Origin of the sequence: Sphingobium sp. (genome assembly GCA_035196065.1) — a bacterium.
GTDB lineage: Bacteria > Pseudomonadota > Alphaproteobacteria > Sphingomonadales > Sphingomonadaceae > Sphingorhabdus_B > Sphingorhabdus_B rara.
In genome coordinates this window covers 1,262,427-1,283,189 of the sequence record CP136575.1, presented here as the reverse complement: position 1 = coordinate 1,283,189, position 20,763 = coordinate 1,262,427, and the positions used below count along the sequence as shown (strand labels likewise).

At 59.4% G+C, this 20,763-nt stretch carries 29 protein-coding genes and 2 pseudogenes; 7 read left to right on the top strand and 24 right to left on the bottom strand.

Going from position 1 to position 20,763, the window contains the following annotated elements; genetic code table 11:
* Positions 1-2: 2 nt before the first annotated feature.
* From RSE16_06210 to RSE16_06195, 4 genes are read right to left on the bottom strand one after another with little or no spacing between them, the layout of a single operon-like run.
* Positions 3-590: a tail tape measure protein gene (locus tag RSE16_06210; GenBank protein ID WRH77056.1), complete on the bottom strand. Its 588-nt coding sequence runs from the start codon at positions 588-590 to the stop codon at positions 3-5.
* A complete protein-coding gene (locus RSE16_06205; GenBank protein WRH77055.1) occupies positions 583-795 on the bottom strand; it encodes a phage tail assembly chaperone in 213 nt (70 codons plus the stop codon). The genes RSE16_06210 and RSE16_06205 overlap by 8 nt, the downstream gene beginning before the upstream one ends.
* A 22-nt stretch (positions 796-817) precedes the next feature.
* A complete protein-coding gene (locus RSE16_06200; GenBank protein WRH77054.1) occupies positions 818-1,120 on the bottom strand; it encodes a GTA-gp10 family protein in 303 nt (100 codons plus the stop codon).
* Positions 1,117-1,524: a phage tail protein gene (locus tag RSE16_06195; protein ID WRH77053.1), complete on the bottom strand. Its 408-nt coding sequence runs from the start codon at positions 1,522-1,524 to the stop codon at positions 1,117-1,119. The genes RSE16_06200 and RSE16_06195 overlap by 4 nt, the downstream gene beginning before the upstream one ends.
* A 50-nt stretch (positions 1,525-1,574) precedes the next feature.
* Here RSE16_06195 and RSE16_06190 point away from each other — a divergent pair, with 50 nt between their 5' ends.
* A complete protein-coding gene (locus tag RSE16_06190) occupies positions 1,575-1,832 on the top strand; it encodes a hypothetical protein (protein ID WRH77052.1) in 258 nt (85 codons plus the stop codon).
* A gap of 36 nt (positions 1,833-1,868) precedes the next feature.
* On the opposite strand, the gene RSE16_06185 is transcribed toward RSE16_06190, so the two are convergent.
* From RSE16_06185 to RSE16_06115, 15 genes and pseudogenes are all read right to left on the bottom strand, one after another.
* A complete protein-coding gene (locus RSE16_06185; GenBank protein WRH77051.1) occupies positions 1,869-2,267 on the bottom strand; it encodes a DUF3168 domain-containing protein in 399 nt (132 codons plus the stop codon).
* Positions 2,264-2,458, bottom strand: a complete 195-nt coding sequence (locus RSE16_06180; protein ID WRH77050.1) for a hypothetical protein — start codon at positions 2,456-2,458, stop codon at positions 2,264-2,266. The genes RSE16_06185 and RSE16_06180 overlap by 4 nt, the downstream gene beginning before the upstream one ends.
* Positions 2,458-2,781: a head-tail adaptor protein gene (locus RSE16_06175; protein WRH77049.1), complete on the bottom strand. Its 324-nt coding sequence runs from the start codon at positions 2,779-2,781 to the stop codon at positions 2,458-2,460. The genes RSE16_06180 and RSE16_06175 overlap by 1 nt, the downstream gene beginning before the upstream one ends.
* A 77-nt stretch (positions 2,782-2,858) precedes the next feature.
* Positions 2,859-3,398: a hypothetical protein gene (locus tag RSE16_06170; GenBank protein WRH77048.1), complete on the bottom strand. Its 540-nt coding sequence runs from the start codon at positions 3,396-3,398 to the stop codon at positions 2,859-2,861.
* A 43-nt stretch (positions 3,399-3,441) separates the two neighbouring features.
* Positions 3,442-4,053, bottom strand: coding sequence for a hypothetical protein (locus tag RSE16_06165; GenBank protein ID WRH77047.1), 612 nt, complete (start codon positions 4,051-4,053; stop codon positions 3,442-3,444).
* An 80-nt stretch (positions 4,054-4,133) separates the two neighbouring features.
* On the bottom strand, positions 4,134-4,586 hold the full coding sequence (locus RSE16_06160) for a hypothetical protein (GenBank protein ID WRH77046.1): 453 nt from the start codon (positions 4,584-4,586) through the stop codon (positions 4,134-4,136).
* Positions 4,587-4,633: 47 nt separating this feature from the next.
* Entirely contained in the window at positions 4,634-4,831 is a 198-nt protein-coding gene (locus tag RSE16_06155) for a hypothetical protein (protein WRH77045.1), read from the bottom strand.
* Positions 4,828-5,169, bottom strand: a complete 342-nt coding sequence (locus RSE16_06150) for a hypothetical protein (protein ID WRH77044.1) — start codon at positions 5,167-5,169, stop codon at positions 4,828-4,830. The genes RSE16_06155 and RSE16_06150 overlap by 4 nt, the downstream gene beginning before the upstream one ends.
* 110 nt (positions 5,170-5,279) lie before the next feature.
* Positions 5,280-6,347 carry a phage major capsid protein gene (locus RSE16_06145; protein WRH77043.1) on the bottom strand — a complete coding sequence of 356 codons (1,068 nt, stop codon included), beginning with the start codon at positions 6,345-6,347 and terminating at the stop codon, positions 5,280-5,282.
* Positions 6,337-6,786, bottom strand: coding sequence for an HK97 family phage prohead protease (locus RSE16_06140; protein WRH77042.1), 450 nt, complete (start codon positions 6,784-6,786; stop codon positions 6,337-6,339). Before RSE16_06140 ends, RSE16_06145 begins: the two co-directional genes overlap by 11 nt.
* Positions 6,783-7,043: a DUF6127 family protein gene (locus RSE16_06135; protein WRH77041.1), complete on the bottom strand. Its 261-nt coding sequence runs from the start codon at positions 7,041-7,043 to the stop codon at positions 6,783-6,785. Before RSE16_06135 ends, RSE16_06140 begins: the two co-directional genes overlap by 4 nt.
* Complete coding sequence (locus tag RSE16_06130) at positions 7,043-8,143, bottom strand: phage portal protein (protein WRH77040.1); 1,101 nt, start codon at positions 8,141-8,143, stop codon at positions 7,043-7,045. Before RSE16_06130 ends, RSE16_06135 begins: the two co-directional genes overlap by 1 nt.
* A gap of 125 nt (positions 8,144-8,268) precedes the next feature.
* Positions 8,269-9,516: pseudogene (locus RSE16_06125) on the bottom strand (terminase family protein).
* A gap of 46 nt (positions 9,517-9,562) precedes the next feature.
* Complete coding sequence (locus RSE16_06120) at positions 9,563-10,027, bottom strand: hypothetical protein (GenBank protein ID WRH77039.1); 465 nt, start codon at positions 10,025-10,027, stop codon at positions 9,563-9,565.
* A 163-nt stretch (positions 10,028-10,190) separates the two neighbouring features.
* Positions 10,191-10,829, bottom strand: coding sequence for a glutathione S-transferase family protein (locus RSE16_06115; GenBank protein WRH77038.1), 639 nt, complete (start codon positions 10,827-10,829; stop codon positions 10,191-10,193).
* A 235-nt stretch (positions 10,830-11,064) separates the two neighbouring features.
* On the opposite strand from RSE16_06115, the gene RSE16_06110 reads away from it, so the two are divergent.
* Positions 11,065-11,715, top strand: coding sequence for a DedA family protein (locus tag RSE16_06110; protein WRH77037.1), 651 nt, complete (start codon positions 11,065-11,067; stop codon positions 11,713-11,715).
* A 17-nt stretch (positions 11,716-11,732) separates the two neighbouring features.
* On the opposite strand, the gene RSE16_06105 is transcribed toward RSE16_06110, so the two are convergent.
* Together RSE16_06105 and RSE16_06100 are read right to left on the bottom strand one after the other, a co-directional pair.
* Complete coding sequence (locus RSE16_06105; protein WRH77036.1) at positions 11,733-12,152, bottom strand: VOC family protein; 420 nt, start codon at positions 12,150-12,152, stop codon at positions 11,733-11,735.
* The gene (locus RSE16_06100) at positions 12,149-12,571 is read right to left on the bottom strand and encodes a hypothetical protein (protein WRH77035.1); all 423 of its coding nucleotides are present in this window, start codon (positions 12,569-12,571) and stop codon (positions 12,149-12,151) included. Before RSE16_06100 ends, RSE16_06105 begins: the two co-directional genes overlap by 4 nt.
* A 99-nt stretch (positions 12,572-12,670) precedes the next feature.
* On the opposite strand from RSE16_06100, the gene lnt reads away from it, so the two are divergent.
* The 3 genes from lnt (at position 12,671) to RSE16_06085 (ending at position 16,446) form a co-directional block, all read left to right on the top strand.
* On the top strand, positions 12,671-14,329 hold the full coding sequence (lnt, locus tag RSE16_06095; GenBank protein ID WRH77034.1) for an apolipoprotein N-acyltransferase: 1,659 nt from the start codon (positions 12,671-12,673) through the stop codon (positions 14,327-14,329).
* Between the two features lie 62 nt (positions 14,330-14,391).
* Positions 14,392-15,609: a methionine adenosyltransferase gene (metK, locus tag RSE16_06090; GenBank protein ID WRH77033.1), complete on the top strand. Its 1,218-nt coding sequence runs from the start codon at positions 14,392-14,394 to the stop codon at positions 15,607-15,609.
* A 120-nt stretch (positions 15,610-15,729) separates the two neighbouring features.
* Positions 15,730-16,446, top strand: coding sequence for a tRNA (guanine(46)-N(7))-methyltransferase TrmB (locus tag RSE16_06085; protein ID WRH77032.1), 717 nt, complete (start codon positions 15,730-15,732; stop codon positions 16,444-16,446).
* Here the strand turns inward: RSE16_06085 and RSE16_06080 are convergent, their stop codons facing one another.
* Positions 16,447-16,995 carry a hypothetical protein gene (locus tag RSE16_06080; protein ID WRH77031.1) on the bottom strand — a complete coding sequence of 183 codons (549 nt, stop codon included), beginning with the start codon at positions 16,993-16,995 and terminating at the stop codon, positions 16,447-16,449.
* A 175-nt stretch (positions 16,996-17,170) separates the two neighbouring features.
* Here RSE16_06080 and RSE16_06075 point away from each other — a divergent pair, with 175 nt between their 5' ends.
* On the top strand, positions 17,171-18,328 hold the full coding sequence (locus RSE16_06075; protein ID WRH77030.1) for a histidine kinase: 1,158 nt from the start codon (positions 17,171-17,173) through the stop codon (positions 18,326-18,328).
* Positions 18,325-19,071 (top strand): LytTR family DNA-binding domain-containing protein, encoded by a 747-nt coding sequence (locus RSE16_06070; protein WRH77029.1) that lies wholly within the window; start codon positions 18,325-18,327, stop codon positions 19,069-19,071. The genes RSE16_06075 and RSE16_06070 overlap by 4 nt, the downstream gene beginning before the upstream one ends.
* 63 nt (positions 19,072-19,134) lie before the next feature.
* On the opposite strand, the gene RSE16_06065 is transcribed toward RSE16_06070, so the two are convergent.
* Both RSE16_06065 and thiS read right to left on the bottom strand, forming a co-directional pair.
* Positions 19,135-19,452, bottom strand: a complete 318-nt coding sequence (locus RSE16_06065; protein WRH77028.1) for a UrcA family protein — start codon at positions 19,450-19,452, stop codon at positions 19,135-19,137.
* Between the two features lie 270 nt (positions 19,453-19,722).
* Positions 19,723-20,738, bottom strand: a pseudogene (thiS, locus tag RSE16_06060) (sulfur carrier protein ThiS).
* Between the last annotated feature and the right edge of the window lie 25 nt (positions 20,739-20,763).

Here is a 20,763-nt window from a genome sequence, read left to right as displayed (position 1 = left end):
GGTCAATCACCGGCCTGCAGCAGAGCGTCACGAACAGCGCGGGCAACCTGACGGCCGGATCGCTGCAAAGCTTGCGGCGCGCTCATCCGGCCATTGTCAGAAACACGTATGGTGAGGTTTATCGCAGGCGCGCCACTGCGACCGGAAGCATTCTCAATCCTGCCGCTGCTGGTCGGCACGAACACTTCAGGCCCGTGCTCGCCAACACGGTAGGCGCGCCCTGGCGAAACTGGGCCGCCCGTCGCCCTGCCTGGCAGACCCAAGGCACCGCCAAGGATCGATCCGAGCGAGGACAGCAAGCCGCCGGACCCGCTTTGCCCGCCGCCGCCCGCCAGACTGTCGATCCCGCTGCGGATCGCCGCACCCGCGATTTCCGACAAGACGGACATCGCAACGCGGCGCAGGTCTTCAAAACCGAACCTGCCGCTTTGCAGGGCACGCGTGAGGCTGCTTTCCAGCATGCGACCGGCCCGATCCAACCCATTTGCAAAAGGGCCATCCAGTTCAGCACGCATCGCCGCGACATCGCGTGCAAAACCTTGAGTGTCAGCGCGCACCGCGACAACCAATCTTTCGATCTCTTCATCCATCTGGAAACAGCTCCATCAATGTTTTGAGCATATCGCCGTCAGCGCCAGCTTCGATTGAAGGGCGGAATGCCTGCAACACTGTCGCCAGTTCGGCGGGTGTGGCATTCCAGAAATCATCGGGTCGCCACCCTAGAAGCAACGCGGACTGGCCGCTCAGTGTGAGTACTTTGGCAGAAAAGTGATCGCCGCTCTGAACTTCGGCCACGGCCCCGTGCCGCACCTCCACCTCACCGCCCTGCCAGAATCTGGCCGAACAGAATTTTCAGCGCCGGCGTCACTTGCGACAGGCCGGCGGCAGCGATCATTTCACCAAAGGCATCACGATTGAGTTCTTCGGGTGCATCAAAGCGGCAATGCCATAACAGCGTTGCCATTTCCGAAAGGGTCAATTGCCCTGCAGCTGCCCGTTCAAGCAACGCGAACAACGGCCCCAATTCTTCTTCTGCCGCAACCAATGCTGCAAATGTCGGGCGCAGCAAAATTCCTGCAACCATCGCCTCGCCACGTGCGCGATTTGCGACACGGGTCATAATGTCGTCACCTGACCCGAGCTTTCAAGCGCGAGCGTGTAACTGCGTTCGCCATTGAAATCGCCAGCATAATCCAGACGCGCGACAAGGAATTTGCCGCGCATGCGTTCACCGCTTTCAAAGCTAAGTTCATAATCGTCGAGAACCCCGGACAAGGCATTGGTCTTTATGCGGTTTTCGGCCATCGAACCCGTAAACACCCCGGCACCGGAAACCGAAACTGAACGCACACCAGCACCCGACAACAATTCGCGCCAGGCACCCGATCCCTTGTTGGTGATCACCACGGCGTCGCCGTTAATGGTCAGCTGCGTCGTCCGCAGCCCGGCGATCGTCGCGTAAACGGGGGGCTCTGCTCCGTCGCCAACCTTCAGCAAGAAGGCACTTCCCTTTTCTGCGGGCATTATTACTGTCTCCTGTTCAAGACGACTCAATCTGGGGAGAGGAGGTCGCCATGCTTTTGATGATTATGGCTGGATCAGCCCTGATTGCTGCACCGCAGCCCGTGCAGCAAAATGCTGCCTCGCAGGCTTGCCTTGCCGCTCCGGTCGCGGTGTCTTTTGAAATAAAGCCTGACGGCAAGGCGCCGGCTGCAAAGCCTGCTTTACCGACGACCCGGCCGCAAAACCGCGATCCGGCACAGGCCCTTCCCGAATGCAGGGAAGAACCGGTCAAACGCCGCAAGCGCAAAAACGATTATCCGTTGGCCTGATCGCAAAAGCCCGCCCGTTATGGCAGGTGAGGCCGGTCAGATTGCCAGCATGCGCACCCTATATTCGATCAAGGCGGCCCAGGCTGAGGCTGGATTGCGCGCAACCAGTGAGCGCACGAACACACAGCTTGCAATTCGCCAGCCGGCAATGTCGCGCGGCAAAGCCGCAACTGCATCTTCGGCATGGCCAGAAAGCTGGTGCAGCCGCGTCGCGGTCTCACCATCGTCCCAGATCGTCAGGCCGATACGGATTTCACGGCCCACGGCGGTTTTCGTGCTCCAATCGGATGAAAGCCCTTCGCCAATTGAGACATAGGGAAACGCAGTGCGCGGCGGCGGGCCATCGAATATTCCGTTGAGCTCCTCGGCCAGCACGGGATGCGAACCTAGAGCCGCGACCAGTGCCGTCTGCAGGGCTTGGACAGCGTCAGTCATTTGCCGATATTCCTAAGCTCGATATCGTTGATCATGCGTATCTTCAGGCGCTTTCCCGAAAGCTCAATGCCATCAGGGCGGGCCTTTACGACAACGCCCGGAGGCATGGGCTTCGCGGCAAGCCTGCGGATCGCCCGCATCAGCAATTTGTCCGCCAGTCTGTTGGCGGCGGCCTGGAGCTTTGCAAACATCAGCGTTTCTCCTCACAGGTTAGCACCATGCGCGCAGGGTCACGCGGATCGCTGACAACCCCGCGCACACCAAGGAAACGGCCGCGCCAGACAAGCCGTGTGCGAAGGTCGATACCCTCCCGCTTCCGCATAGTCACCTGCCAGCGCGGCATTGCGGACAGGCTGTCAGCTGCGGCCAGATCGGCGGGGATCAGCGGGCTTACCGCCGCCCAGACCTGTCCGCCATAGGCATAGGCGCCAACAGCTGCGCCAAGCGCATCGCGGTTTCCAAGACGCTGTTCGATGGTGACACGTTCGCGCAACGTGCCTGCGAATTCGGGCATATCACCCTCCGATTTGGCGGAAAAAGAAAGCCGCAGCGCAGGGCTCTCGGCTGTTACGGACGATGTGGTTGCGCGCTTCAGGCCAGCCGCATCCGCCGCCATGGTCGCAGCAGCGAGCGGATGGCCGGCGGGGGGCCCTGATCGTCAGGTGCGTCGCGATGGGCATGCAGATGGGCAGCGATGCGCAGCACTGCGATGGAGACGGGCTCCGGCAGATCAGGCCAGCCAGGCACCAGTCCGGCACGATAGTCGATATCGACCCGGCCGGCGCCGCCCGGATAGGGGATGCGGATCCAGCCATCCTGATGGCGGTTGATATCGACCTGATAGCTGCCATGCGCGAGCGTGAATGCCGCCCCCTCTGCAGGGATGCCGGTTACGCTGGAAATGATGCGCACGGGCGTTCCCGCTAGGCGCTGCCATGCAGTCGTCACGGGCAAGCGCTCTGTAACATCGCGCTCGATCAACAACTGGCCGAGATATCCTTCGGCATAGACGACAGCTGCAGCCACCAGCGCCGCAATTGCGGTATCCTCTTCGTCATTTTCGACGCGCAAATAGGTTCGGGCCGCATCCACCGCATCAGCGGTGAGCGCGACTGCTTGAGTCGTCAGCATATGGTTTTCCTTATTGGTTTACCCCCAGATGGAGGGGGCAATGCTAAATCACTCGAAAACCGAGCGCGGTGAGCCCGGCGCGCATCGTGACGGCCGATGCGGCAATTTCGCTCCGAAACTGCAGTTGGACTGTTCCGCCGGTCGCGCCGGCCTGGACGATCCAGCGGCCTGAAATTGGTATATTGGTGGCTGCAGCACGCACCCCGCTCGTCACCCCTACAGAGGCACCGGCCGCAATCTGTTCGACCGGACTTAAGGCGGTCAGTGAGATTGCATGTTGGGCAAGGCCCGCCACCCCAGCACCCGCAGGCAGCGCGAGCGCGAGCGCGATCCCCGTTGTTGTCGCTGCCGATTGAAATGCACCGGCCAGTTCGACAATATAGGTCGTATTTGGCGCGGCGGTGAACGACAGGCCGGTCACCGATGCCAGCGTTATGGTTGAATTGGCCACATCCGCAGACAGTTTCAACCACGTCCAGGGATCGGAGCTGCCCTCCCCCTGCTTTGCAGCCGCCTGATGCGCATTGGCCGCTGTGCCGACGGTAAGTCGGGCCTCATCGGTGATGAGATAGACCTCACCGGCACGAAGCTGGCTTGCCGCTGCAGCGGCATTGATCTGCGCGCGTGTGCCACGCTTATGCGCTAGACTGGGCACAACCATTCTCCTTTGTCGATGCTATCATCTACGCCCGCATGGGCGGGCGGACGGGTGAGAAACTGGCAGGGCCTGGGAAATCAGAATGTGCCGCAATCGACATCGCCTACGGCCAGCGTCACGAAACCGTTGCCGGCATCCTTGGTCCACGCCATCGAGACATTCATGCGCACAACACCATCGGTACCGTTGGTCCCCCAGATGTATCCGGCGGTGCCGCCAGCGGCGACCGCAACCCTTTCATCAAGATCTGACGCCGGAATGTTCAGCGCGGCACGAAAGGCATTGACGCTGATCTTACCTTCCTTCTGACCGATTGCAGATGCATCATGCAGGATCAGAAAGTCGGCCGCACCGTCGACTGCCGCAACGGTAGTCAGATCATCAATCGCGGGAACCACTGGCAAGCGGGTAGTTGCGCCTGTCGAGACATGTAACGTGCCGCGGTCAGTGGTGAAATGGGGTTCGCCGGCAAGCATCGCCGCCGATGGCAAATTGGCCTTGAGGCCGCGTTTGATCTGTATTCTGGGCATGTGGGTTCCTTATGCGAAGTCCCTTCCGCGATTGGTGGAAAGGACGGTCAGGCGAATGTTCCGCCGTCGATGATGTCGGGTAGCGGCCCTGCTGGCCCTTGCGGTCCCGGCACGCCTGGCGGGCCAATCAAAGTGGCGACTGGTAAAGGTGGGGTCACCACCGCGCGCTCCGCCATCGCCTGATCAGGCCCGCGCCAGCGCAGGACAAGGACCGGATCAGGCTGCCGCCAGCGAAGCGCGATCATGACGACACCGATTGCTTGAGGCGGATCGCAACGCTTGAGGTCACGATCACCCCGCCGCCTACCTCCAGTCGTGCATCGGCAACATAGGCGCCGGGTGCCAGACTGGCCGACACAGGTGCTGCGACGGTAAGCGTCCAGCCGGGCGGAATGGTGCCCGCTGCCGGGCGCGGCGTGATCGCGAAATTGGCGGCGACCGAAGCGCTGGCCGGGGCTTCACTGCGCCCCGGCGGAACGGCCTTCATCGCTGCGACGATCGCGGTAACTTGGGCGGGATCGCCTGTAACCGCGTCCAGTGCCAGGCTGATGGTTTCGCCACGTTGGAAAGTGTAAGGGGTCATGATATGCTCCTGTTCCCCTCCCACTTGCGGGAGGGGTTAGGGGAGGGTCCAAGATTTTCGCACCGGGGACAGACCCTCCCCCGGCCCCTCCCGCAAGCGGGAGAGGCGAGTTACGAAACCGAGACCCTTAACAGCTTGATCGCCTCACTGTTCGAAACCGCCCCGCCCAGCCGCTTGGTCGCGTAGAAATTGACATAGGGCTTGTTCGAGTAAGGATCGCGCAGGATGTTCGTTTCGCTGCGCTCCGCGATCAGATATCCGGCCTTGAAATTGCCAAAGGCAATCGGCGTGCTGTTGGCGGCGATATCGGGCATATCCTCGCTTTCGATCACTGGATAACCGAGCAGCGTATCAGGCTGGCCGGTCACAAGGCCCGGTGTCCAGATGAAAGCACCGTCGGCGGTCTTGAACTTGCGGATCGTTGCCAGCGTGGTTGAATTCATCACCCACACCGCGCCCTGCCGATAAGGCGCCCGCAGCGCATGGACGAGATCGAGCAGCTTGTTTTCCGGATTAGTCGTCGGAAGCGCTGCGGCAACACCGGACGGCACATATTGCAATTGGCCAAAGGCACGCGTCGCATCGCCTGCAATGGCAGAGGTGTAGGTCAGAAAGCCTCTGGGCTTGTCGACACCATCACCATTGACGAACGCCGTGCCTTCGGCCTTGGCAAATTGCATCGCGATTTCATCTGCAAGCCAGGCTTCGACATCAAATTGCGCATCGTCGAGCATAGCCTGCGTCGCTGCCGGATTGGCATAAAGTTCGCCAAAGCTGGGTACGATTTCGTTGAATGTCGGCGTGTTGGTGGTTGGCCGTGCTGCCACTTCGGAGGCCCAGCCCGACGCAACACCATTGGTCGTCACCAGCTTGCGATAACCGGCCGACCCGACGCGCACGACATTGGCGACGCTGCGAATGGGCGATGCTGCCTTGAGGGTCTTGTCGATAATCTCGTCAATCTCCCGCGGCACGGCAAAGCCGCCATCAGCAGCCACATTGCCCGCAAAGCTTTTCAGTTCGACCTCACGACCAAGACGCAGAAAACCGTCAACAAAGGCCGCGCGTGCAGGATCGGCAATAGTCGCGCCCGAAAGCGGCGGACGCACTACGGCCGGCGCAATCGCCACCGCATCAAATGCCGCCTCAAGCGGGTCGGCTTTCACTTCATAATCCATCTGTTTCTCCTTGGATGAATCCGCCGCCCGCTTGCGGGAGGGGGGATGTCTTGAGCACCCGCGCAAGCGGCTGCATGGGGTGGTTGACGATCGAGACCTCGATCAGGTCGAGGTCGGTAAGTTCACGATATGTTCCATTCGTCTTTTTTACTGTCCCGGCGGCGCGCACGCGGTAGCCGAAGGAAAGCCCCGCCCCGTCTGCGACGGGTGGTGCGTCTGCATCCATCATGGCGACGACGCGAAGGCCGCGATCATCTTCTTCAAGCCGTTCGATAAAACCGATCCGTCGGGCCCGATCATGCTGCCAGAGCAACGGCAGCCCAGCCTTGGCGGCGCGCCCGAACGCCCCCTTGCGTACTATATCGCCGCCCCGGTCGGGATGATCGAAAATGGCGGCATAGCCAGCGAAGCGGCGTGGCTGCAGGTCGCCGGCATTCATTTGATCACCAGCGTGCCTAGGCCCAGCTTCACCGCCAGCCCGATCAGCAACAGGGCCAAACAGCCGCGCACCAGCCATTCAATCACTGCCTTTCGGGCAGAGCGTTTGGCATCGCGCCAGGCGGAGAGCAGTTCGCGCAGGTCGGCCATGTCCTTTGCCGCGCTTTCATCGGCAAGACCCAGATGCGCAAGGGCACGGACTGCACCTTGTTCCGATGCCTTTTCCAGCAACAACAAGGTTTCGGTTTCAACGGTCATCAGGATATCCCCACAATTGAGCGCTTCTCATCAGGCGTCAGAAAATCCGCTGCACTGACCTGCGCCCACAGCCTCTCGCGATCTTCGCTTAGTGCCGCCACTTGGTCGGCATTGACCTTTAGGCTGAGCTCCGGAAACCAGGGCCGCAATCCTTCAGACAGCGCGTCCAAAATCTTTCCTGCCAGCGGCAGGATCGCCTGCCGCCACAAGGCCTTGTTCGCCTCCCGATAATTGGCATAGGTCGCATCGCCCGGCAGGCCGAGAAGCATCGGCGGCACGCCAAAGGCGAGCGCGATCTCACGCGCAGATGCTGCTTTCAGCGCTGCAAAATCCATGTCCGCTGGCGACAAAGACAGTGGCTGCCATTTGAGGCCACCTTCGAGCAGCATCGGCCTGCCAGCATTGGACTGACCCGAAAATTGCGTCGCCAGTTCCTCGCGCAGTCGATCAAATTGTTCGCTAGAAAGCGCCTCTGACGCCTCATGCACCAGCGCGCCCGACGGCCGCGCCGCATTGTCGAGCAGCGCCTTGTTCCAGCGTGTCGAGGCATTGTGGATCGCAATCGCGCCCGACGCGGCCCCGAGGCAGCCCAGCCCATAATGGTCATCCAATGGATGGTGGCTGCGGATATGGATCAGCTCGTTCGATGCCAGCCGTGTGACTGCCTCCCCCGCTTTGTAGCGAAAGGCCGCAGGCCAACCATGCGAGTCAGCCTCGATCCAAACCCGTTCGGGACGAAGCGCATAAAGTTCGGCCAATGCACCATCGGGCGCGCTGAGCAATTGCACATAACCATTGCCGTGCAGCAACAGTTGCGCGGCCAATGTTTCAATGAGCGACTGACCGCCGCTGGTTGTCTGGATCAGTGCGAGCGCGGCCTCATCCAATGTCGCAAGCGGAACCGCGGCCACCCCTTCGGCGACAAGCCGAACCGCGCGCTGCGCCACGACATTGTTGAGATAGCCTTCACGCAATTGCGCCTCATAGGATCGTGGCCATTCGCCCAACGCCCCACCCGCAAAGGCGCGCATCAACGAGACATGCGTTTTGGCCGGACGCAGCACCCCGCGCCCGGCCGATTTCCAGCCGAATAGTTTCATTCCAAACCTTCCAAAAAATAACGTGTCACCCCCGACTTGATCGGGGGTCCATGGTCTGAGGCATCGGTCTAAACCTCCATGCCAGACCATGGCTTCCGGCTTTCACCGGAATGCCACGTGATTGACTAAAGCACCCGCACCCTCGGTTCATTGCCGCTTTTACCGAGCATCAATTCACTCAGTGCCCAGACCAGGGCATCGGCGCGGTCGGGCGATCGGCCGGGCCCTTCATATCGGCCGCCCGAAATCAGGCCGCACATTTCGTCTTCAAGGTCGGGAAAGCAGCCTGCATGAAATGCCTTACCTGCCTCATAAAGCGCTGCAACCGGTTCGGCACGGGCAACCTTGCCCCGTGATGCCGAGACTTTCTTCACCGGCATCGCCACATCGGCGGCACGCAAGGTGGAAACCACCATATCGCCGCCATTATTCGCCTCTGCGACCACTCGGTCTGCGCCCTAGGCAAGCGCCGCAGCTGCAACCGCCCGCGCCCAGCCTTCGGGCGACCGGCCCTTCACGCTGTGATCGGCAAGCACATAGGCCTTGCCGTCGGCGCCCCTGCCCACGGCGATGATCCCGCATGCGTCACCGCCAGCACTGGCGGGCGGATCGACACCGATGACCACACGACGCATTTCCGGCGCGGCGCGCTGGCGGCACCGTTCGATCAAATCCCTTGTCCAAAGTGCGTCTTCGGCATCCTCCAGATACTCGCCGAGCAATTCCTGCCGCCCGATGCGCGAACTGCCGTAAATTTCCTGCATCGATGCCCGAAAATTGTCGGGCAGATTTGACCGGTTGGCGGCCATAGCGCCCCGGGTGACCGTGACACCGTTTTCCTGCAGCAACCGGCGGACCAGGGCGACCGAGCGCGGCGTTGTGGTCGCCACTATGCGCGGATTTTCACCCAACCGCATCGTCATCATCAGATTATCCCAAGCATCGATCCCCTTGTCCCATTTGGCGATCTCGTCTGCCCAGGCCAGATGATGTTCAGGGCCGCGCATCGCCTCCGGTTCTGACGCTGCAAAGACATGGGCAATCGCACCGTTCGGCCACACTAGCCGTTTCAGCGATGGTTCCCAGACAGGTCGATGTTCATCCGGTGCAATGGCCAAAAGGCCGCTTTCACCCTCGATCATGATACTGCGGGCTTCGTGCAATGTTGCCGCGACCAAGGCTATCCGCAGACTGCCGTCTGCCTCCGCGGCGGCGCGGATAAATTCTGCGGCCATGCGGGTTTTTCCAAAACCGCGCCCGGCCATGACAAACCAGGTACGCCAATCGTCCTGCGGGGGAAGTTGGTCGGCGCGCGCCCAGAAACGCCAGCGATATTCATATTCCCATAGCGTTTCCTGCTTTTGCCCTTTCATCCATGCCAGCCGCTGTTCAAGCGGCAGGCTCGCGATTTGTTCGGCCTCACTGTTCGGGCCGCAGTTCATCGGTCAACCTTTTGTGCATGGCGGCAAAGCGCGCCTCAAGCCGCGCCTGTACCGATTTCGGATCGCGCGAACGCGATGGAAGCTGTGCCTGCGGGGTGCCGCGTATCGTTGCCTTATGGGCTGCGTGCAAGGCCATGCCGATCCGCGTCTTCAACTGCTTTTGCTTCAGCGTGCTGTCCTTCAAATTGGAAGCAGGCGGTGCAAGTGCCTCTGCCAGAAGATTTGCTTCGAGCCGGGCATAGCCCTCGGCCAATGCTGCGAGCCATTTTTCGCAAAAGTCGGGCGACTTGCGCCGCAGATCATATACCGGCCCGGTACTGACCCCGGCGGCACGTGCTGATGCAGAAACATTCGCCGTTTGTGCAAGCTGGGCCAGAAACATCCTTTGCGCGGCAGGCGGAAAGGTCCGTGCCCTTGCCTGCCCCATCTTTCCAAGAGCCATCCGCCAATCCTTTCACGCAACAAAAAGGGCCGGCGGCAGCTCCCCCAAATGGAAGACCGCCCCGGCCCGAATCACATTTTCCCAATATCGCAATATTTGCCATATTGGCGTTACAATGTCAATATAAAAATTCCTATTTGGTTATATTTGGGCGAAAATCAGGTTAATCCAAGCCAAGCATCCGCCGTTCTTTTCCAATGCCGGCCGCGAAACTGGCGCGCCCAAGGATAGCAGCCAGATAAGCGCTCAGCTTGGGATAGGCGGCGGCATCGGGCACCACACCACAATGGGCAGCGTTGACGCAGGTGCCGGCGACGGAAATGTCAGCAAGGGTGATCCGGTCGGCGACAAGAAAATTGGACGCAGGGATGACGCTCTCCAGATAGCCATAAATTGGCAGCAGTTCGGCCTCGCCCTGTTTGGCCGCTTCCTCGTCACCGTACTTACCCATGAATTTGGGAGCGACGATGCGGTTGAAGAAAATCTTGCCACCTGCCGGGGCAAGGATCGTATCGGCAAATTCATCGAACCAGATGGTGCGCGCCCGATCTGCGGGGTCAGCAGGAATTAAAGCGGGCTCGGGAAATTTCGCCTCCAGATAGGTGACGATAGCACTCGAATCCGAGATGCGGAAATCGCCATCGGCAAAGCCCGGCATCTTACGAAACGGGCTGCACGCCAGGAAATCCGGGTTGGGATCACCAAGCCCGACAGCCACCTTTTCCAGTTCGACACCCTTTTCTGCGGCAAAGGCCGAAACCTTGCGGACAAAGGGAGACAGAGGGGCCCCATACAGAATCATGCGATATTTCCTTTCAATGCGTTTGGCCCTGTCTGCCATATAAGTTTCGCATTGCAACTGATAATCTACGATTGTCGCTGACTAACGCACGCAGAAAAAGCACGGGAGGCAGAAGGAGCCGATGCCACCATATGGAATTACATCGCCACAATTAATATCCTATTTGGTTATATCGCCTCCACACTTGCCTGTTTTCCCAGTTTGGCTAAGCAGTCTTCGGGAAACAGGAAAATTTATGCTGCAGAAATTATATGATTGGATGGTCGACAAGGCCGCGCATCCGCATGCCGAACGCTGGCTGTTCTTTTTTTCCTTCGTGGAATCGAGCTTTTTCCCCATCCCGCCGCACCCACTGCTCGGACTGATGTGCCTTGCCCGGCCAGACCGGGCGATCCGTTACGGCATCGTCTGCACGCTTGCCTCAGTGCTCGGCGGATTATTGGGCTATGCGATCGGATATTTCGCCTATCAGACCATAGGCATCGCACTGCTAAAGGCGATCGGCTTGTGGGACCATTTCCCAGCCGCCGCCTGTTATCTTCGAGATTATGGTGCGGAGATCATCCTGATCAAGGGCGCAACACCCATACCGTTCAAGCTGCTTACGCTTACCGCAGGCTTCATTCACATGCCGCTGTTCGACTTTCTCTGGTCGAGCATCCTAAGTCGCGGTTTCCAGTTCATTCTGGTCGGCGTGCTGTTCTGGAAATTTGGCGCGCCGATCAAGGCGTTTATCGACCGTTACCTCGCATGGGTCTCCGCCGGTTTCCTTGTCCTTGTCGCCAGTGGCATCTTCGCCATATCGCTTATCGGCGGCGGCGGAGAGAAGGCCGGAGACAAATGCTCGGGCGTTACCACCATGGAGCAGGTGTTCGAGCGGAGCTGACCGCACCAGCGTGCCGTTCAAGTCGCGAAAATCTGGCTGTCGTCGCCAAAAGCCTTGAATTCGAGCGCGTTTCCGCTGGGATCGGTGAAGAACATCGTCGCCTGTTCGCCAACCTGCCCCTTGAAGCGGACGTGGGGCTCAATGCCGAAAGCAATGCCTGCCGCTTTCAGCCGCCCCGCCAAGTCTTCCCATTGCGGCATTGTCAGGACAATCCCGAAATGCGGCACCGGCACATCATGGCCGTCCACCGAATTATGCACCGGCCGCGGCTCCATGGCAGGGTCAAGATGCGCCACAATCTGGTGGCCATAAAGGTCGAAGTCTATCCAGTGATCGGATGAACGCCCTTCGCGGCAGCCGAGCAAATTGCCGTAAAAGCTGCGCGCAGCGGCCAGATCATGAACGGGAAAGGCAAGATGAAAAGGGCGCAGGCTCATTGGGCGGTTTCCGGCTTTGGCAATGGTTGATCAGCGGCGAGATCGGCCGCCATGCGCTGCTGGCATTGTTCGATCCGGGAGGCAAGCCAGCGCGCATCGGCGGTTCGGGTCATCTCCGCCTGCCAATCAGTTACCGATTGTTGGATCGCTATGGCAACCAGTTCACGTGGCTGACCGCTTTCGTCCATGACCCGTTGACCTACAATTCCCGCCCAACGCTTGCCGATTTCGCGGACATCGGGATAGTCCGCCGCATAGGGCGCGCCGCGCCGCTGAAGGTCGGCAACCAACCCCAACAGGGCCACGCAGCCGATGTCTTGCCTATGCACCTCGGTCATAGGTGTCGCCGGGGTCATAGGCCCAAGTGGCGCCGGCGGGGCAGCCGCTGCGAGGACGAGTAGCAGGATCGGGACGTTCATGGGCGCAACTGCTAGCAGCGAGCGTCTGAACAGCAAGCAACAAAATCGGCACGAACTGTCGATTGCATTTGCACCATCAGATCGCCATGTCCGCAGACGATGAATAAAGCGCTGGCATTGGTAGAGCGACGGGGCGGCTGGGCGCTGCTGGTCATGGGCGGAATTTCGGCGACGGGGTTTGCACCGCTTAATCTCTGGCCGCTGACATTGCTCGGCCTCATGTTGCTGATGCATCTCGTTGCGCGTGCGGATAGTGGGCGACGTGCCTTCTGGCTGGGCTGGCTGTTCGGGCTGGGCCATTTCACCATCGGCAACAACTGGATCGCCACGGCCTTCACCTATCAGGCAAACATGCCCGCATGGCTTGGCTGGCTCGCTGTGCCATTACTGGCGCTGTATCTGGCGCTCTATCCCGGACTGGCAGCCTGGGGTGCGTGGCGGATCACGAAGATCGCGGCGCCTACACAGACTAGCTCCGCCGGAACGCCCTTCATCCTAGCTTTTGCAGGCTGCTGGATCATCGCCGAGTGGCTTCGCAGTTGGGTTTTTACCGGCTTCGCCTGGAACCCGATTGCCGCCGCATGGGTTGATACGCTGTTCGCGCAATTCTGGCTGCCGACGTTCGGCACTTACGGTTTCTCGGGCATTTTCGCTCTGGCCGCTGGCTTGTTGCTGATGGGCTTTACCGCAATGAGACGGGGTTTGCGTTCGGGCGCGCCGCTCCAATCGGGCAGTGTCGTCGGCATCGGCTTCATCGCGATTTTCGCGCTGCCGTTGCTCGGTGCAGCATTATTTCCAAACCTTTTGTTGCCCGCACCGAAAGACGCGCCGCCGACTTCGCCAACTTCGCTGACCATCGTGCAGCCGAACATTAGCCAGATCGACAAGTATAAGCCTGGCTATGACGCGGTGAATTTTCAGCGGCTTGCAGAAAGCAGCCTGCCGCAACGGCCGCGTCCGCGCCTCATTCTCTGGCCCGAAGCTGCCATCCCCTGGCGGTTGGAGGAAGGTTATCCTTTCCGCTTTTATCAGTTCCAGCCGGGCGAAAGCGCCGCCGGAGCGCGGACGATGTTGTCGCAATTGATGAACCCGGCCGACATTCTGCTGACCGGCGCTGACCGCCTGGAATTTGACAGCAAGGGCCAGCTCGTCGGCGCGCGCAACAGCGTGCATGTAATGACAGGCACCGGCAATTTGCTCGGTCATTATGACAAGGCTCATCTTGTCCCCTTTGGCGAATATCTAGCGCTGCGCTGGCTGCTTGAGCCGCTGGGTGCAACCCGGCTAGTGCCCGGCACGATCGACTTCTGGTCCGGTCCTGGGCCGCGCACGCTCGACCTGCCGTTCGACGGCAGGCGGGTGAAGGTCGGCATGCAGATCTGCTATGAAATGATCTTTTCGGGCAAGGTGACCGATCACGCCAACCGCCCCGATTTCATCTTCAATCCATCGAATGACGCATGGTTCGGCCATTGGGGCCCGCCGCAACATCTGGCGCAAGCGCGACTGCGTGCAATTGAGGAGGGACTGCCCGTCGTCCGTTCGACGCCGACTGGGATTAGTGCGGTGATCGATGCCGATGGCCGTATCGTCAAAAACCTGCCGCCGGGCATCGCCGGCCGGATCGACGCGCAGCTTCCCTTGGCAAAATCGCCGACACTATTCGCAAGCTTCGGCAATATCCTGCCGCTCGGCTTTGCATTGCTGTTGCTGGTCTGCGCGCTGTTGCCACTTGCGAGGACGCGCCTTTCGCGCTAGGGCGATCAAACGATATAAAGATTTCTTTATACGCAGATACAGCAACTCGAACTGGAACAACCATGCGTAACTCTTTCCTCTTTACCTCTGAATCCGTTTCCGAAGGCCATCCTGACAAGGTTGCCGACCAGATCAGTGACACGATTGTCGACCTCTTCCTCTCAAAAGATCCCGAAGCACGCATCGCCTGTGAAACGCTAACCACGACACAGCTTGTCGTCCTGGCCGGAGAAATCCGTTGCAAGGGCGTATACGAAAACGGCGCATGGGCCCCCGGCGCCAAGGAAGAAATCGAGGCCGCAGTGCGCGCCACGGTGAAGGATATCGGCTATGAACAGTCGGGCTTTCACTGGGAGAGTTTCCGCTTTGAAAACAATCTCCACGGCCAGTCGGCACATATTGCACAGGGCGTTGATGCTGGCGAAAATAAAGATGAGGGTGCAGGCGACCAGGGCATCATGTTCGGCTATGCGTCGGACGAAACCCCTGACCTGATGCCGGCGACGCTCGACTACAGCCACAAGATTCTTGAGCGCATGGCTGCCGATCGCAAGTCTGGAGCGGCACCGTTCCTCGAACCCGACGCGAAAAGCCAGGTCACGCTGCGCTATGCCAATGAACGCCCTGTAGAGGCGACCGCTATCGTGGTATCAACCCAGCATGCACCCGGCTATTTCTGGCACGGCGGCGAAGGCGATGAGGCAAAGTACAATCAGCTTCGCGATTATGTGAAGGGCGTGATTGCCGATGTGCTGCCTGCCGAATTGCTGACGGCAAACACGGTCTATCACATCAACCCGACCGGCCGTTTCGAAATCGGCGGTCCCGATGGCGATGCCGGTCTTACCGGCCGCAAGATCATCGTCGACACTTATGGCGGGGCAGCCCCGCATGGCGGCGGCGCATTCAGCGGCAAGGACCCGACCAAGGTTGACCGCTCGGCCGCTTATATAACCCGCTATCTGGCGAAGAATATCGTCGCCGCTGGCCTTGCCCGGCGTTGCACGATCCAGCTTTCCTATGCGATTGGCGTCGCCGAGCCGCTGTCGGTCTATGTCGACCTGCACGGCACCGGCACCGTTGACGAAGGCAAACTGGAGGCTGCGATCCCCGCGCTCGTGCGCCTGACGCCCAAGGGAATTCGCACCCATCTGGGCCTTAACAAGCCGATCTATCGCAAGACCGCCGCCTATGGCCATTTCGGTCGTCAGGCTGGAGGCGATGCCTTCCCTTGGGAACGCACCGACCTTGCCGACAAACTGAAGGCTGCGCTGGCGTAAACCAGCCGGGCGGCCTCACAGCCAAAAACACAAACAGAAAATTGAAAAAGGCAGTGCTCGCGCGCTGCCTTTTTCTGCAAAAGTCTTGCGCAAGGAACGCAAGCGATTATCGGCACCCGGATGACAGCCCATAAACCCGGAGACCCCACAACCCTCAACCGCCTATATGGGCGGTCAAAGGGCAAGAAGCTGCGCGCGCACCAGCAGGAATTGATCGACAATCTGCTGCCGCAGATCGCTGTACCCGACGAAGGCCCCGTCACAGCCGAAAGCTTGTTCGGATATGAGCGGCCACTACATTTTGAAATCGGCTTCGGCGGCGGCGAACATATGGCCTATCGTGCCGACATGCTGCCAGACCATGGCTTTATCGGGTGCGAGCCCTTTGAAAATGGCGTGGCGCAAGCGCTGAGCCAGATCGAAAACTATAACGACTTTGGGCCACTGCCCAATATCCGCATTCATATGGGCGACGCACTTGAAGTGCTGGCGCGCATCCCCGATGGCGCACTCAGCTTTGTCTATCTGCTGCATCCCGACCCTTGGCCAAAGGCGAGGCACGCCAAACGTCGGATGATGAATGACGGGCCGGTCAAACTGATCGCCTCGAAATTGCGGCCCGGCGGAGAATTTCGCTTTGGCACCGATCATGCCATCTATCTGCGCCATGCACTGATGGTGATGCAAAGACATAGGCACCAGTTTGACTGGCTATGCGAAAAATCCACGGATTTCCTGGTCCGCCCAGGCGGCTGGCCGGAAACACGTTACGAAGCCAAGGCCCGAAACGTCTATGGCCATGAAGTCTGGTATTTCCGCTATCGCCGCAAAGAGTGATTAACGGCCAACGGCAACTTCAACCTTGTCGACCCATTCGGGGAAAAAGCGGGGTGCCCGTCTCGACCAACCTGGCGCAGTGGCGACAGCTTCGCTGATCGACTGCAGCAATTTCTTGCGCCGTTCAGGCTGCAGATGCGGCATCGATGCTGCTGCGCAAAAGACTGCCGGCAACCATGGACGCGATTCCGGTCCAACAAGCCGTTCATAGAGAAAACGATAATCGGCGAAACCATCGAGCCGACCCTGCCCTAGGTCGAAAGCGGAAATCGAGATCAGCGTCGCCATAAACAGCTCGGCTTCCTCGATCGCGCTGCTATCGGGAATGAGCGCCCGCAATGCAGGCAGGCGTTCGTAAAAACGATATTGGGCCTTGATGCTCGCAGCCTCGACCGCGTCGCGCGACCAAAGCTCAACCGCGTCCTTCCGGTCGAACGCCACATCGAGTGCGCGTCGGATGTAGCGCTGGCTGCCCGGCGAAAAACTCGCAAATTCCCTGATTTCTGCAAGCGCCAGATTGCCCGACGCGCTACCAGCATGTTCACCCATATTTCGGCCCCCTGTATCAGCCAAGGGTGAAAAGTGGCACGACATGGTTACCGGGCCGTTAACATTTTTACAGATAGGCCATTTTGCTGCATGACTTCGATCAAAGTCCGCCGTCATTCGACAAGTGCCTGCACAAAGGGGGGCATGGCGGGCCTGTTTCGCCTATAGAGGGACCATGAGAGCGGCAATCCAGCGATCGGTGCAGCATAAGGGGCCTTTGATCGGCCACCGGCTGGCATTTGTGACGATCATCGGCTTCTGGGTGCTAAACTCGGTGATCGTATCGCTTCGGGCGGCGATCCTGGATTTCCCTGCCCAAGATGAACTGGCGTGGCGGCGGGCAGCAGTAACGCTGATTGGCATCATCCTGACCTGGCTGCTCTATCTCGTGCTGCGGGCGTTCGATCATCAGCGACTGAGTGTCAAATTCAGCGTTGCCGCAATCGGGGCGATCCCCGTCGCGGCAGCGATCGCTTGGGTCAATTACTATGTTTTCTACCTGTATGAAGCACAGGGCTATTTCGACGATTCAATCCTGCGTGATCATATTAACGAGGTTCGCGAGGCCGTTGGCAAAGCGCCTTGGCCGGAAATGATCGATAATGCGATTGTGCGCTATTTCTCAATCCTTGCCTGGGCTGCCATGTATCTGGCAATCGGCTATGCCCGCGAAATCCGCGAAGCCGAACGCACGGCATCGCGTTACGCACAGGCCGCACAGGATGCCGAACTGCGATCGCTGCGCTATCAGGTGAACCCCCATTTCCTGTTCAACACGCTGAATTCGCTCTCCAGCCTCGTGATAAAGGGAGAAAAGGACAAGGCCGAGGAAATGATCCAGAACCTCTCGACCTTTTACCGGACCAGCCTTTCCAGCGATCCGTTGGAAGAGGTGACATTGACCGAGGAGGTCGAGTTCCAGAAACAATATCTCGCGATTGAGAAAATCCGTTTCCCAGAACGGCTGCGCACCGAATTCCTGTTGCCGGAAGAACTGGAAAATGCCCGCGTCCCGGCGTTGATTCTCCAGCCTCTTGTCGAAAACGCAATCAAATATGGCGTATCGCGTTCGACCCGCCCGGTCACCATCCGCATCAGCGCCGAATGCGAAAAAGGCCATTTGGTGCTGCGCGTTTGCGATGATGGTGAAGCGCTACCCAAAATCGATCAGCAAGCGCATAGTAATGGCGGCGGCATTGGCCTTGCGAATGTACGCGACCGACTGGAGGCGCGCTATGGTAATGCCGCTCGTCTGGTGGCTGCACCCTCGCCCTCAGGTGGTTATGAAGCACGTATCGATATCCCGGTCGAAGCAAGGGAGTTCAACGCATGAACCGGTTGCGTACGATCATTGTCGATGATGAACCCTTGGCCGTTGAACGCCTGCAGATAATGTGCGCCGCCGAAAGCATGATCGACCTTGTCGGCACTGCCGGCGATGGCGCCGCGGCGCTGCGCCTTGCCCAATCGCTTTCGCCCGATCTCATCCTGCTCGACATTGGGATGCCGAAAATGGACGGGATCAGCGTGGCCCGAGCCGTCGCGTTAATGGAAAAGAAGCCCGCGATCATCTTTATCACCGCATTTGACAATTTTGCGGTCGAGGCATTCGACCTCGATGTGATCGACTATATGCTGAAACCGGTTGCCGCTGACCGGCTGTCGCGCGCCATCGCACGTGCGGTGGCGGCAAACAGCGAAACGGCTGCACCCACGCCCTCAACCGAGAGCGAAAGCGCATCCGGTTATGCTTCCGAATTCTGGGTATCGCACCGTTCCGAATTGATCCGCATTGCAGCGCCCGATATCGAACGGGTCGAGGCGGAACGGGACTATATGCGGCTGCATACGGGCGGGCGCAGCTATCTACTCCATCAGACGATTTCGACGCTTGAACAGCGGCTGGATCCGGGACGTTTCCAGCGCATCCATCGCAGCCATATCGTCCGGCATGATCTGATCGCCGGACTGCGCCACGAAGGCGGCGGCGTGTGGCATGCTGTTTTGAAAAACGGGGAGGCAATGCGCATCGGCCGCAAATATCTGGCCGAAGTGAAAAAGCTGGCCGGAAAATAAACCGCCCGTGCAAGCACGCCTCCCAATCTCTGCTTGAGAAAAAGGGAGGCGCTGTATCAATAGCTAATCAAATGCGACCTTGATGCTCGTGCCGTTGCGGGCAATTTTTTCTGCAGCCTGGCGCATTGCAGAGGTGCGGGCGCGGGCTTCGCAACGCTTTTGGTCATTGCGTTCAGCGGCCGTCTTTGCCGAAGGGAATGCGCAAACACCGATAACCGCGCTGTTCACGCGCTTTTTGAGCGTCGCCTGCCCCATCTGCGTCGAAAGGTCCAAATCACTATGGTCGACCGACCGCTGGCGTTCGCCTGCGCTTGCGGAGGATGCGAAGATGAAAGTTGCAGCGGCCATGGCCACCTGTTTCCACTTATAGGACTGTGCCATATCAGGGCTCCTATCATGTTCAGGCCCTTTTCGTTTTTTCGGGCCCTTGGGAGAGGTGCAGGCCGAGATTTTGCTGCTGGGGAGCTCCGAAATTCGGCCTGCCCCATTGATATGACAAGCTTCGTGCTGCGCTTCATCAGCGCTTCGACCGGCAGGTTCTGCCGGGTTACCATTCGACCAACGGCAAGACCAAAAGCAGTCGGACGATGATGAATCACAATTACAGGCTGTTTGTCGGCACGTTGGCCTGACGATGTCGTTCGTCTTTGCCTAGATCAAACCGGCAAGCGGGCTCGATGGATCGGCATACATGCGGCGTCCCATGCGACCGGCCAGATAAGCCTCACGACCTCCCTCGACCGCCAGTTTCATCGCGCGCGCCATACGAACAGGATCCTTGGCTTCGGCAATCGCGGTGTTCATCAATATACCGTCACAGCCCAGTTCCATGCCGACGGCCGCATCGGATGCCGTGCCGACGCCAGCATCGACCAGCACCGGCACCTTGGCGCCTTCGACAATCAGACGGATTGTGACCCGGTTCTGGATGCCCAGACCCGACCCGATCGGCGCGCCCAGAGGCATCACAGCAACTGCGCCGGCATCCTCCAACTGCTTGGCAGCGATCGGATCATCGACGCAATATACCATCGGGAGGAAGCCCTCCTTCGCCAAAATCTCGGTCGCGCGCAGCGTTTCGCGCATATCGGGATAAAGCGTCTTTGCTTCGCCAAGCACTTCAAGCTTGACCAGATCCCAGCCGCCGGCCTCACGCGCAAGGCGGAGCGTGCGGATCGCATCTTCCGCCGTGAAACAGCCGGCCGTGTTCGGCAGATACGTATATTTCGCGGGATCGATATAGTCGGTGAGCATCGGCGCCTTTGGATCGGACACATTTACACGCCGCACGGCAACGGTGATGATCTCCGCCCCCGAAGCGACAAGCGCTGCGGCGTTCTGTTCGAAATCCTTATACTTGCCGGTTCCGACAATCAGGCGCGAAGTGAAGGTACGACCGGCAACGGTCCAGCTGTCATTATTGCTCATGGCCATGCGCCTTAGCCGCCACCAACGAAATGGACAATTTCCAATTGGTCGCCGTCAACAAGCGTCACCATCGGATAGGTTGAACGCGGCACAATCTCCAGATTGCGTTCGACAGCAACCTTCTTCGGGTTGAGCCCGAGTTCATCAACCAGATCGGCGACTGTCATGCCCGCAGCCACGCGGCGGGGTTCACCATTGAGCTGGATCGTCAGAATCGGAAGGGTTGCGGCTTCAGTCATTTCATCTCGCTTTTTGCGTAGGCGG